The sequence below is a fragment of the Escherichia sp. Marseille-Q3837 genome, from assembly GCF_916618735.1.
In the GTDB taxonomy this organism is placed as follows: domain Bacteria; phylum Pseudomonadota; class Gammaproteobacteria; order Enterobacterales; family Enterobacteriaceae; genus Escherichia; species Escherichia ruysiae.
The window spans coordinates 2,973,506-2,985,820 of record NZ_CAKAKC010000001.1; the positions used below are offsets into that span (position 1 = coordinate 2,973,506).

Annotated in this window: 11 protein-coding genes; 8 read left to right on the plus strand and 3 right to left on the minus strand. The window is 48.8% G+C overall.

Going from position 1 to position 12,315, the window contains the following annotated elements; all coding sequences use genetic code 11:
• Positions 1-2,673, minus strand: a complete 2,673-nt coding sequence (gene adhE, locus LG381_RS14195) for a bifunctional acetaldehyde-CoA/alcohol dehydrogenase (RefSeq protein WP_000301666.1) — start codon at positions 2,671-2,673, stop codon at positions 1-3.
• 479 nt (positions 2,674-3,152) lie between these two features.
• Between adhE and ychE the strand changes: the two genes are divergently transcribed.
• The 7 genes from ychE (at position 3,153) to oppF (ending at position 10,121) form a co-directional block, all read left to right on the plus strand.
• Positions 3,153-3,800: an NAAT family transporter YchE gene (gene ychE, locus LG381_RS14200; protein ID WP_000616769.1), complete on the plus strand. Its 648-nt coding sequence runs from the start codon at positions 3,153-3,155 to the stop codon at positions 3,798-3,800.
• 369 nt (positions 3,801-4,169) lie between these two features.
• Complete coding sequence (locus LG381_RS14205) at positions 4,170-4,307, plus strand: hypothetical protein (RefSeq protein ID WP_157941585.1); 138 nt, start codon at positions 4,170-4,172, stop codon at positions 4,305-4,307.
• Between the two features lie 228 nt (positions 4,308-4,535).
• Positions 4,536-6,167, plus strand: coding sequence for an oligopeptide ABC transporter substrate-binding protein OppA (gene oppA / locus LG381_RS14210; protein WP_000182038.1), 1,632 nt, complete (start codon positions 4,536-4,538; stop codon positions 6,165-6,167).
• 84 nt (positions 6,168-6,251) lie between these two features.
• Positions 6,252-7,172, plus strand: coding sequence for an oligopeptide ABC transporter permease OppB (gene oppB, locus LG381_RS14215; RefSeq protein ID WP_000911117.1), 921 nt, complete (start codon positions 6,252-6,254; stop codon positions 7,170-7,172).
• 14 nt (positions 7,173-7,186) lie between these two features.
• Positions 7,187-8,095 (plus strand): oligopeptide ABC transporter permease OppC, encoded by a 909-nt coding sequence (oppC, locus tag LG381_RS14220; protein WP_225762559.1) that lies wholly within the window; start codon positions 7,187-7,189, stop codon positions 8,093-8,095.
• Positions 8,096-8,106: 11 nt separating this feature from the next.
• The gene (gene oppD / locus LG381_RS14225; protein WP_225762560.1) at positions 8,107-9,120 is read left to right on the plus strand and encodes a murein tripeptide/oligopeptide ABC transporter ATP-binding protein OppD; all 1,014 of its coding nucleotides are present in this window, start codon (positions 8,107-8,109) and stop codon (positions 9,118-9,120) included.
• Positions 9,117-10,121, plus strand: a complete 1,005-nt coding sequence (gene oppF, locus LG381_RS14230) for a murein tripeptide/oligopeptide ABC transporter ATP-binding protein OppF (protein WP_222679622.1) — start codon at positions 9,117-9,119, stop codon at positions 10,119-10,121. Before oppD ends, oppF begins: the two co-directional genes overlap by 4 nt.
• A 51-nt stretch (positions 10,122-10,172) precedes the next feature.
• Here oppF and LG381_RS14235 read toward each other — a convergent pair whose 3' ends face one another.
• Together LG381_RS14235 and cls are read right to left on the minus strand one after the other, a co-directional pair.
• The gene (locus LG381_RS14235) at positions 10,173-10,502 is read right to left on the minus strand and encodes an HI1450 family dsDNA-mimic protein (RefSeq protein ID WP_000366958.1); all 330 of its coding nucleotides are present in this window, start codon (positions 10,500-10,502) and stop codon (positions 10,173-10,175) included.
• Positions 10,503-10,536: 34 nt separating this feature from the next.
• Positions 10,537-11,997 (minus strand): cardiolipin synthase, encoded by a 1,461-nt coding sequence (gene cls / locus LG381_RS14240; RefSeq protein WP_000214525.1) that lies wholly within the window; start codon positions 11,995-11,997, stop codon positions 10,537-10,539.
• 142 nt (positions 11,998-12,139) lie between these two features.
• Here cls and LG381_RS14245 point away from each other — a divergent pair, with 142 nt between their 5' ends.
• A complete protein-coding gene (locus LG381_RS14245; protein WP_001309467.1) occupies positions 12,140-12,313 on the plus strand; it encodes a YciY family protein in 174 nt (57 codons plus the stop codon).
• Positions 12,314-12,315: the final 2 nt, after the last annotated feature.

A 12,315-nucleotide genomic window follows, 5' to 3' on the forward strand; every position in this document is an offset into this window, starting at 1 on the left:
TTAAGCGGATTTCTTCGCTTTTTTCTCTGCTTTAGCTGGAGCTGCTTCCTTTGCTGCTGGTGCTCCTTCTACGTAATCACGACCATAGTAGGTATCAAGCAGAATCTGTTTCAGCTCGGAGATCAGCGGGTAACGCGGGTTAGCGCCGGTGCACTGGTCATCGAATGCATCTTCAGACAGTTTATCTACGTTCGCCAGGAAGTCAGCTTCCTGAACGCCAGCCTCACGGATAGATTTCGGAATACCCAGTTCTGCTTTCAGCGTTTCCAGCCATGCCAGCAGTTTCTCGATCTTCGCAGCAGTACGGTCACCCGGTGCGCTCAGACCCAGATGGTCTGCGATTTCAGCATAACGACGACGAGCCTGTGGACGATCGTACTGGCTGAATGCAGTCTGCTTGGTCGGGTTGTCATTCGCGTTGTAGCGGATAACGTTACAAATCAGCAGGGCGTTGGCCAGACCGTGCGGAATATGGAACTGGGAGCCCAGTTTGTGCGCCATTGAGTGACATACACCCAGGAAGGCGTTCGCAAACGCGATACCCGCGATAGTAGCTGCACTGTGAACACGTTCACGCGCTACCGGGTTTTTAGCCCCTTCGTGGTAAGACGCTGGCAGATATTCTTTGAGCAGTTTCAGCGCCTGCAGAGCCTGACCATCAGAGAACTCAGATGCCAGTACAGAAACATAAGCTTCCATGGCGTGAGTGACTGCGTCCAGACCACCGAAAGCACACAGGGACTTCGGCATATCCATAACCAGGTTGGCGTCAACAATCGCCATATCCGGGGTCAGTGCATAGTCTGCCAGCGGATATTTCTGACCTGTTGCATCGTCGGTTACAACCGCAAACGGAGTCACTTCAGAACCCGTACCGGAAGTGGTGGTGACGGCGATCATTTTCGCTTTCACGCCCATTTTCGGGAACTTGTAGATACGTTTACGGATATCCATAAAGCGCAGCGCCAGTTCTTCAAAGTGGGTTTCCGGATGCTCGTACATAACCCACATGATTTTCGCGGCGTCCATCGGGGAACCACCACCCAGCGCGATGATCACGTCTGGCTTGAAGGAGTTTGCCAGTTCTGCACCTTTACGAACGATGCTCAGTGTCGGGTCAGCTTCAACTTCAAAGAAGACTTCGGTTTCAACGCCGGCAGCTTTCAGTACAGAAGTAATCTGGTCGGCATAACCGTTGTTGAACAGGAAGCGGTCAGTCACGATGAGCGCACGTTTGTGGCCATCAGTAATCACTTCATCCAGCGCGATTGGCAGTGAGCCACGGCGGAAGTAGATAGATTTCGGAAGTTTGTGCCACAACATGTTTTCAGCTCGCTTAGCAACGGTTTTCTTGTTGATCAAGTGTTTCGGACCAACGTTTTCAGAGATGGAGTTACCACCCCAGGAACCACAACCCAGAGTCAGGGAAGGTGCGAGTTTGAAGTTATACAGGTCACCGATACCACCCTGAGAAGCCGGGGTGTTGATCAGGATACGGGCAGTTTTCATTTTCTGACCGAAGTAGGCAACGCGAGCCGGTTGGTTATCCTGGTCGGTGTACAGGCAAGAAGTATGACCGATACCGCCCATGGCAACCAGTTTCTCTGCTTTCTCTACCGCGTCTTCGAAATCTTTTGCACGGTACATTGCCAGCGTCGGGGACAGTTTTTCATGTGCGAACGGTTCGCTTTCATCAACAACGGTCACTTCACCAATCAGAATCTTAGTGTTTTCTGGTACAGAGAAGCCCGCCAGTTCAGCAATTTTATAAGCCGGTTGACCAACGATAGCTGCGTTCAGTGCTCCGTTTTTCAGGATAACGTCCTGAACGGCTTTCAGCTCTTTACCCTGCAGCATGTAACCGCCGTGGGTAGCGAAACGTTCGCGTACAGCGTCATAAACAGAGTCAACAACAACAACAGACTGTTCAGAAGCACAGATTACGCCGTTGTCGAAGGTTTTGGACATCAATACGGATGCAACTGCACGTTTGATATCTGCGGTTTCATCGATAACAACCGGAGTGTTACCAGCACCTACACCGATTGCCGGTTTACCGGAGCTGTATGCTGCTTTAACCATGCCCGGACCACCAGTCGCGAGGATCAGGTTAATATCAGGGTGGTGCATCAGCGCGTTGGACAGTTCAACAGAAGGTTGATCGATCCAGCCAATCAGATCTTTCGGTGCACCAGCAGCGATAGCAGCCTGCAGAACGATATCAGCAGCTTTGTTGGTTGCATCTTTTGCACGCGGGTGCGGAGAGAAGATAATAGCGTTACGGGTCTTCAGGCTGATCAGCGATTTGAAGATTGCAGTTGAAGTCGGGTTAGTCGTTGGAACGATACCGCAGATAATACCGATTGGTTCAGCGATAGTGATAGTACCGAAAGTGTCGTCTTCAGACAGAACACCACAGGTTTTTTCATCTTTATAGGCGTTGTAGATATATTCAGAAGCAAAGTGGTTTTTAATTACTTTATCTTCGACGATACCCATGCCGGATTCGGCAACGGCCATTTTCGCGAGTGGGATTCGAGCATCTGCGGCAGCCAGAGCGGCGGCGCGGAAGATTTTATCAACTTGCTCTTGAGTGAAACTGGCATATTCACGCTGGGCTTTTTTTACACGCTCTACGAGTGCGTTAAGTTCAGCGACATTAGTAACAGCCATAATGCTCTCCTGATAATGTTAAACTTTTTTAGTAAATCATCTGCTCGAATACGAGAGTATAGTCAGTGTGGTGATGATTTGCTTAACCTATGAAAATCAAAAGCTTACTCGCGCTCACACTCACTGTGATTTACTAAAAGAGTTTAAACATTAGAGAGACTAATCTCTAATGCGTCACTTCCAGGTGGCGTAAGCAAGATTACTCACTTCTGGGTACTGATTACGTGATCTAGATCAAAATTCCGCAAAGCTGACACCTTTCAGCTCCGCTTTTAGCTATAAAAGCTAATAGTTAATAAATTGTAGTATTTATTGTTGGCTACATTAGCATGTTTTGCACGACTAGATAACAATAATGAATGATAGTAATTTTAAGCGGTTAGGAGGTGAAAAATGCTGCCAAAAGGCGTATTGTCAGCGCGTATTTTTTTACCTTTGCTTATGGCTAACATTATCCGGCTTTTGCTTCGGAGCTAACCGTGATTCAGACACTCTTTGATTTTCCCGTTTACTTTAAATTTTTCATCGGGTTATTTGCGCTGGTTAACCCGGTTGGGATTATCCCCGTGTTCATCAGTATGACCAGCTATCAGACTGCGGCAGCGAGAAACAAAACAAATCTGACTGCCAACCTGTCGGTAGCGATTATCTTGTGGATCTCGCTTTTTCTCGGCGACACGATTCTGCAACTTTTTGGAATATCGATTGATTCGTTCCGCATCGCGGGCGGCATACTGGTGGTTACAATTGCGATGTCGATGATCAGCGGTAAGCTTGGTGAGGATAAACAGAACAAACAAGAGAAATCAGAAACCGCAATTCGAGAAAGCATCGGCGTTGTACCGCTCGCATTGCCTTTGATGGCAGGGCCAGGGGCGATCAGTTCAACTATCGTTTGGGGAACGCGTTATCACAGCATTGGTTATCTGTTCGGCTTTTTTGTGGCAATTGCATTGTTTGCTTTATGTTGCTGGGGCTTATTCCGCATGGCACCCTGGCTGGTGCGAGTTCTGCGCCAGACCGGTATAAACGTGATTACTCGTATTATGGGGTTGCTGCTGATGGCATTAGGGATTGAATTTATTGTTAATGGAATCAAAGGGATTTTCCCTGGTCTGCTCAATTAATTTCTTTCATACGAAACGGAGCCATGGTGCTCCGTTTTTTCGGCATTATTTTTACTTTTGCCCAGCACAGTTATCAAAAGCAAACGAAATAGATAAATATTTTTCCTCATATTACAGCCAGTTATAAGAATATCCTTACCCCGCCATCCTCCTCATCATGTTATTTTCGCGACATCATAATCCTGGGTCTTGCTGAAGAATAATTGAAATGATATTAGTAATTCCACTGCATTTGGCAGAGGAATGTGCTAAATAATGACCTTTTGTTAAGTTATTGTATATTTCTCTATCGTGACAGCAACCAGAAAAAACAGACTTGCTTTACGAGGTTTTATCTTATTGTTTTTAAATTGTTTTATTGGCAATCTGATGAAGTCTTTAGATATTGGCGCGGTCAGTAAAAGAGAATTGCTTAACAATTTTGCAAAATGTATTGGCGGGCAAGAAGCGCATTTGATACTTTCCGGCCAACCGTCAGGCGATTTTTTTGGTAATGAGAATAATTAACAATAAAAATTGCTGCATTAAATAGTAAATGTGTCTCGACAGGGGAGACACAGTAGGAACCGACGTAAGGTGGTCGTTCGAATCGCCAGAATAAATAAAGTCGGTGATAGCAAAGCGTAACGATATATCAACCTGGCAGCAGAAAGTCTCCGAATCTGTCCAGGGTCCCAACCCGGGATTACACATGCTGGTTAAAGCCAGTAATTATAATGAGGGAGTCCAAAAACAATGACCAACATCACCAAGAGAAGTTTAGTAGCAGCAGGCGTTCTGGCTGCGCTTATGGCAGGGAATGTTGCGCTGGCGGCTGATGTACCCGCTGGTGTTCAGCTCGCAGAAAAACAAACGCTGGTGCGTAACAATGGTTCTGAAGTTCAGTCATTAGATCCGCACAAAATTGAAGGGGTTCCGGAGTCTAATATCAGTCGCGACCTGTTTGAAGGCTTGCTGGTCAGCGATCTCGATGGTCACCCGGCGCCTGGCGTCGCGGAGTCCTGGGATAATAAAGATGCCAAAGTCTGGACATTCCATCTGCGTAAAGATGCAAAATGGTCCGACGGCACGCCAGTCACTGCGCAGGACTTTGTATACAGTTGGCAACGTTCTGTTGATCCGAACACCGCTTCTCCCTATGCCAGTTATCTACAATATGGGCATATCGCCGGTATTGATGAAATTCTCGAAGGGAAAAAACCGATTACCGATCTCGGCGTGAAAGCCGTCGATGACCACACTTTAGAAGTCACATTGAGTGAGCCTGTTCCGTATTTCTATAAATTACTGGTTCACCCATCGACTTCTCCGGTGCCAAAAGCCGCTATTGAGAAATTCGGCGAGAAATGGACCCAGCCAGGAAATATTGTCACCAACGGTGCCTATACCTTAAAAGATTGGGTCGTTAACGAACGTATCGTTCTTGAGCGCAGCCCGACCTACTGGAACAACGCGAAAACCGTCATTAACCAAGTCACCTATTTGCCGATTGCTTCTGAAGTCACCGATGTTAACCGCTATCGCAGCGGCGAAATCGATATGACCTATAACAACATGCCGATCGAGCTGTTCCAGAAGCTTAAAAAAGAGATCCCGGACGAGGTTCACGTCGATCCGTATTTGTGCACCTACTATTACGAAATTAACAATCAGAAACCGCCATTCAACGACGTGCGTGTGCGTACCGCACTGAAACTGGGTATGGATCGCGATATCATCGTTAATAAAGTGAAAGCACAGGGCGATATGCCCGCCTATGGTTACACTCCTCCTTACACAGATGGTGCAAAATTAACTCAACCGGAATGGTTTGGCTGGAGTCAGGAAAAACGTAACGAAGAAGCGAAAAAGCTGCTGGCTGAAGCGGGCTATACCGCAGACAAACCGTTGACCATTAACCTGCTATATAACACGTCCGATCTGCATAAAAAGCTGGCGATTGCCGCCTCTTCACTGTGGAAGAAAAACATTGGTGTAAACGTCAAACTGGTTAACCAGGAGTGGAAAACCTTCCTCGATACCCGTCACCAGGGAACTTTTGATGTGGCTCGTGCAGGCTGGTGTGCTGACTATAACGAACCAACATCCTTCCTGAACACCATGCTGTCGAACAGTTCGATGAATACCGCGCATTATAAGAGCCCGGCCTTTGACAGCATTATGGCGGAAACGCTGAAAGCGACTGACGAGGCGCAACGCACTGCGCTGTACACCAAAGCAGAACAGCAGCTGGATAAAGATTCGGCCATTGTTCCGGTTTATTACTATGTGAACGCGCGTCTGGTGAAACCGTGGGTTGGGGGGTATACCGGCAAAGATCCGCTGGATAATACCTACACCAGAAATATGTACATTGTGAAGCACTAATGGCAATACGTGGGGCAGGGGAACTTGCTCCACGGTGTCTGATTTTTATCGCATTATAGAAGGCACTGGCCAGAAGGTACGGCAATGTTAAAATTTATTCTACGTCGCTGTCTGGAAGCGATTCCGACGCTATTTATTCTGATTACTATTTCGTTCTTTATGATGCGTCTGGCGCCAGGAAGTCCGTTCACTGGTGAACGGACGTTACCGCCAGAAGTGATGGCCAATATCGAAGCGAAATATCATCTTAATGATCCGATCATGACACAGTATTTCAGCTACCTGAAACAACTGGCGCATGGCGATTTCGGTCCGTCTTTTAAATATAAAGATTATTCGGTCAATGACCTGGTAGCATCCAGTTTTCCTGTTTCTGCAAAATTGGGGGCAGCCGCGTTTATACTTGCGGTAGTGCTGGGTGTTAGTGCTGGCGTTATTGCCGCATTAAAACAAAACACCAAATGGGACTATACCGTGATGGGGCTGGCAATGACCGGGGTGGTTATCCCCAGTTTTGTGGTTGCGCCATTATTAGTCATGATATTTGCGATCATTTTGCATTGGCTACCAGGCGGTGGCTGGAATGGCGGGGCGCTGAAATTCATGATATTGCCGATGGTGGCATTGTCTCTCGCTTATATCGCCAGTATTGCGCGCATTACCCGTGGTTCGATGATTGAAGTTTTGCATTCTAACTTTATTCGTACTGCCCGCGCGAAAGGTTTACCTATGCGCAGGATCATCCTTCGCCACGCATTAAAACCTGCTCTGCTACCCGTGCTCTCCTATATGGGACCCGCATTTGTCGGCATTATTACCGGTTCTATGGTCATCGAAACCATTTATGGTTTGCCGGGGATCGGGCAATTGTTCGTTAATGGCGCATTGAACCGTGACTATTCATTGGTGTTAAGCCTGACCATTCTGGTTGGTGCATTAACCATTTTGTTTAATGCCATTGTCGATGTGCTATATGCGGTTATCGACCCGAAAATCCGTTACTGATACTGGAGCTCGCGATGATGTTAAGTAAGAAAAACAGCGAGGCGCTGGAAAATTTCAGTGAGAAGCTGGAGGTCGAAGGGCGCAGCTTGTGGCAGGACGCACGTCGACGTTTTATGCATAACCGTGCGGCGGTCGCCAGTCTGATAGTGCTGGTACTGATCGCGTTATTTGTTATCCTGGCACCAATGCTTTCGCAGTTTGCCTATGACGATACCGACTGGGCGATGATGTCCAGTGCCCCGGATATGGAATCCGGTCACTACTTTGGTACTGACTCATCTGGCCGCGACTTGCTGGTACGCGTTGCTATTGGTGGACGTATCTCACTCATGGTCGGGGTTGCTGCGGCACTGGTCGCAGTGGTTGTGGGGACACTTTATGGTTCGCTTTCTGGTTATCTTGGCGGCAAAGTGGATTCGGTAATGATGCGTCTGCTGGAAATCCTCAACTCCTTCCCATTCATGTTCTTCGTCATTTTGCTGGTGACCTTTTTCGGTCAAAACATTCTGCTGATTTTTGTAGCGATTGGCATGGTTTCCTGGCTGGATATGGCGCGTATTGTGCGTGGACAAACCCTGAGTCTGAAGCGCAAAGAGTTTATTGAGGCGGCACAAGTTGGCGGTGTATCTACGCCCGGTATTGTTATTCGCCACATTGTGCCGAATGTGCTTGGTGTTGTAGTGGTCTATGCATCGCTACTGGTGCCCAGCATGATCCTCTTTGAATCCTTTTTAAGCTTCCTGGGGCTGGGTACACAAGAGCCGTTAAGCAGCTGGGGCGCATTGCTGAGCGATGGCGCGAACTCGATGGAAGTCTCTCCGTGGTTACTGCTGTTCCCTGCGGGATTCCTTGTGGTGACGCTGTTTTGTTTCAACTTTATCGGCGATGGCTTGCGTGATGCCCTCGACCCGAAAGATCGTTAAGGAGTGCAGCCATGAGCGTAATTGAAACTGCAACTGTGCCGCTCGCACAACAACAGGCTGACGCACTACTGAACGTGAAAGATTTGCGTGTCACCTTTAGCACACCGGATGGCGACGTCACGGCGGTCAATGATTTGAATTTTTCACTGCGTGCTGGGGAAACGCTGGGTATCGTTGGTGAATCTGGTTCGGGTAAATCGCAAACCGCGTTTGCCTTAATGGGGCTTCTGGCTGCCAACGGACGTATTGACGGGGCGGCAACCTTCAATGGGCGAGAAATCCTCAATCTTCCAGAGCGAGAACTCAATAAACTGCGCGCTGAACAAATCTCGATGATTTTTCAGGATCCGATGACCTCGTTAAACCCTTATATGCGCGTTGGTGAGCAGTTGATGGAAGTGCTGATGCTGCATAAAAGCATGAGCAAGGCTGAGGCGTTTGAAGAGTCAGTGCGGATGCTCGATGCGGTAAAAATGCCGGAAGCGCGTAAACGCATGAAGATGTTCCCGCATGAATTTTCTGGTGGGATGCGTCAGCGCGTCATGATTGCGATGGCGTTGCTGTGTCGGCCTAAACTGCTGATTGCCGATGAGCCGACAACCGCGCTGGACGTGACCGTACAGGCGCAAATCATGACGCTATTGAATGAACTGAAGCGGGAATTTAATACCGCCATCATTATGATCACCCACGATCTGGGTGTTGTGGCGGGGATCTGTGACAAAGTTCTGGTGATGTACGCCGGGCGCACGATGGAATATGGCAATGCGCGCGATGTCTTTTATCAACCCGTTCATCCTTATTCTATCGGTTTGCTCAATGCGGTGCCGCGCCTTGATGCGGAAGGTGAAACCATGTTGACCATTCCCGGTAATCCGCCAAACCTGCTACGTTTACCGAAAGGTTGCCCGTTCCAGCCACGTTGTCCGTATGCGATGGAGATTTGTAGTAGTGCGCCGCCGCTGGAAGAGTTTACGCCTGGTCGCCTGCGTGCCTGCTTTAAACCGGTGGAGGAGCTGTTATGAATGCTGTAACCGAAGGAAGAAAAGTCCTCCTCGAAATCGCTGACCTGAAAGTGCACTTTGAGATCAAAGATGGCAAACAGTGGTTCTGGCAACCCGCAAAAACACTGAAAGCGGTCGATGGTGTCACGCTTCGCTTGTATGAAGGGGAAACATTGGGTGTGGTAGGAGAATCGGGATGCGGTAAGTCCACCTTTGCTCGTGCCATCATCGGTTTGGTCAAGGCTACTGACGGTCGTGTTGCCTGGTTAGGCAAAGAGTTGTTGGGAATGAAGCCCGATGAATGGCGTGCCGTTCGTAGTGATATCCAGATGATTTTTCAGGATCCGCTGGCATCGCTGAACCCGCGTATGACCATCGGTGAGATCATCGCTGAACCGCTGCGCACCTACTATCCGAAAATGTCACGCCAGGAAGTTCGTGAGCGCGTGAAGGCGATGATGATGAAAGTCGGCTTGCTACCCAATCTGATTAACCGTTATCCGCATGAGTTCTCCGGCGGGCAGTGTCAGCGTATCGGGATTGCTCGTGCACTTATTCTTGAACCGAAGCTGATTATCTGCGATGAGCCGGTGTCGGCGCTGGATGTGTCAATTCAGGCGCAGGTAGTCAACCTGCTCCAGCAATTGCAGCGTGAGATGGGATTGTCATTAATCTTTATCGCCCACGATCTGGCCGTGGTAAAACACATTTCCGATCGCGTGCTGGTGATGTATCTCGGACATGCGGTAGAACTGGGAACGTATGATGAGGTCTACCATAATCCGCTGCATCCTTATACCAAAGCATTGATGTCGGCAGTGCCCATTCCTGACCCGGATCTGGAAAAGAACAAATCTATTCAGTTACTGGAAGGGGAATTACCGTCGCCGATCAACCCGCCTTCCGGTTGTGTTTTCCGTACCCGTTGCCCGATTGCCGGTCCTGAGTGTGCCAAAACGCGACCTGTGCTGGAGGGGAGTTTCAGACATGCCGTTTCTTGCCTGAAAGTCGATCCGCTTTAAAACAAAAAGGGCTGACAGCTGTCAGCCCTTTATCACGCCAAAAGCGATTATTTATTCTCGCCAGATAATATGGCAAAGTTTGTGATCTTTTTCGCGGCATAACAGAATGCGGGCGAAAATATCGTTAATTTCGCCATCTTCACTGTCCGCCAGGCCAATCACCACTTCGGCAAAAAAGTCCGGGTTTAAATCGAAATCAACATGCTCTTGCCAGTCTTCTGCCGGGTCGAATAACTCCGCGCCGCCGCGCTCTTCAAACTGAAGATTGAACAGCAGAACATCAGCCGGATCGAGATTATCTGCGGCCAGTTCGAGAAAAATATCATAGGCCTGTTCAAGTGTTTCATCTTCGGTCAGGCGATTGTTTAAATCCATATCCATAGTCACTACCCGTTTAACATCTGTTGGCCACGTTTTACAGCAACGGACTGAAGAAGTAAAACAGTCGCTCGGCAACGCGTTGCCAGAGTGGTCGTTTCGCCCACAACCGCGCATCAAGTAAACGTGAGCGTGAAATATAATCGTCCTGAACGGCGGCCAGGTCAGCACCAAAACCTTTATCGTCGATCGCCAGCGTGATTTCAAAGTTCAGCCAAAGACTACGCATATCGAGGTTAACGGTGCCCACCAGACTTAACTCGCCATCGACCAGCACGCTCTTGGTATGCAGCAATCCGCCTTCAAACTGATAAATTTTAACCCCAGCGGCCAGCAGCTCAGTAAAGAACGCGCGGCTGGCCCAGCCAACCAGCATTGAGTCATTTTTACGTGGCAGGATAATACTGACATCAACACCACGTTGCGCTGCCGTGCAAATAGCGTGAAGCAAATCATCGCTGGGCACGAAGTAGGGCGTCGTCATGATCAAATATTCACGCGCCGAATAAGCCGCAGTCAGTAATGCCTGGTGAATCAGGTCTTCCGGGAAGCCGGGGCCAGAAGCAATAGTATGGATCGTATGACCGCTGGCCTGCTCAAACGGCATAATATTGACATCTGGTGGCGGTGGCAGAATACGTTTCCCGGTTTCAATCTCCCAGTCGCAGGAATAAATAATCCCCATCGCGGTGGCGATGGGGCCTTCCATACGCGCCATCAGGTCAATCCATTGTCCTACACCTGCATCCTGTTTGAAGAAGCGCGGATCGACCATATTCATACTGCCGGTATAGGCAATGTAGTTATCGATCATGATCATCTTGCGGTGCTGGCGCAGATCCATACGGCGTAAAAATACGCGCATCAGATTAACTTTTAGGGACTCGACCACTTCGATACCGGCATTACGCATCAGTTCTGGCCACGGACTGCGGAAGAACGCGACGCTACCGGCGGAATCGAGCATCAGTCGGCAATGAATACCGCGTCGGGCTGCAGCCATCAGTGACTCAGCCACCTGATCCGCCATACCGCCGGGTTGCCAGATATAAAACACCATCTCAATATTATGCCGGGCGAGCTGGATGTCGCGGATTAACGCCTGCATCACATCATCAGACTCGGTCATCAGTTGTAGCTGATTTCCTTTGACCCCGGCGATCCCCTGACGACGCTCGCAAAGCTTGAATAACGGGCCGGCGACACTGCTGTTTTCTTCTGCGAAGATATGTTTACAGGCTTTAAGATCGTTAAGCCATTTAGCGGTAGAAGGCCACATCGCTCTGGCGCGTTCGGCACGGCGTTTACCTAAGTGGAGTTCGCCGACTGCAAGATAGGCAATAATTCCGACCAGAGGCAGAATATAAATGATTAACAGCCAGGCCATGGCGGAGGGAACTGCACGTCGTTTCATTAGAATGCGTAATGTTACGCCTGCAATGAGCAACCAGTATCCCAGAATGGCCAACCAACTCACCAACGTATAAACGGTTGTCATAGATTAGAAATCCTTTTGAAAGCGCATTGTTATGAGTTTACGCATATGGATTCATCTGGCAAATAAAAACGCGGGAAAAGCACTAGTCAGCGTCGGGGGCGAGGGTATAATGACCATTCTGTTATTGCATAGAGTAGTTAACATGAAGCGGAGTAGAACGGAAGTGGGACGCTGGCGTATGCAGCGTCAGGCTAGCCGGCGTAAATCGCGTTGGCTTGAGGGGCAGTCTCGCCGAAATATGCGTATCCACAGCATCAGGAAGTGCATTCTAAACAAACAGCGTAACTCGTTATTGTTTGCGATCTACAATATCTGAAT

Excerpts from the sequence above, each read along its gene's own strand:
- adhE (WP_000301666.1), bottom strand. The coding sequence starts at position 2,673 with ATGGCTGTTACTAATGTCGCTGAACTTAACGCACTCGTAGAGCGTGTA.
- LG381_RS14205 (WP_157941585.1), top strand. The coding sequence starts at position 4,170 with ATGAAGTCTTTAGATATTGGCGCGGTCAGTAAAAGAGAATTGCTTAAC.
- oppA (WP_000182038.1), top strand. The coding sequence starts at position 4,536 with ATGACCAACATCACCAAGAGAAGTTTAGTAGCAGCAGGCGTTCTGGCT.
- oppB (WP_000911117.1), top strand. The coding sequence starts at position 6,252 with ATGTTAAAATTTATTCTACGTCGCTGTCTGGAAGCGATTCCGACGCTA.
- oppC (WP_225762559.1), top strand. The coding sequence starts at position 7,187 with ATGATGTTAAGTAAGAAAAACAGCGAGGCGCTGGAAAATTTCAGTGAG.
- oppD (WP_225762560.1), top strand. The coding sequence starts at position 8,107 with ATGAGCGTAATTGAAACTGCAACTGTGCCGCTCGCACAACAACAGGCT.
- oppF (WP_222679622.1), top strand. The coding sequence starts at position 9,117 with ATGAATGCTGTAACCGAAGGAAGAAAAGTCCTCCTCGAAATCGCTGAC.
- LG381_RS14235 (WP_000366958.1), bottom strand. The coding sequence starts at position 10,502 with ATGGATATGGATTTAAACAATCGCCTGACCGAAGATGAAACACTTGAA.
- cls (WP_000214525.1), bottom strand. The coding sequence starts at position 11,997 with ATGACAACCGTTTATACGTTGGTGAGTTGGTTGGCCATTCTGGGATAC.
- LG381_RS14245 (WP_001309467.1), top strand. The coding sequence starts at position 12,140 with ATGAAGCGGAGTAGAACGGAAGTGGGACGCTGGCGTATGCAGCGTCAG.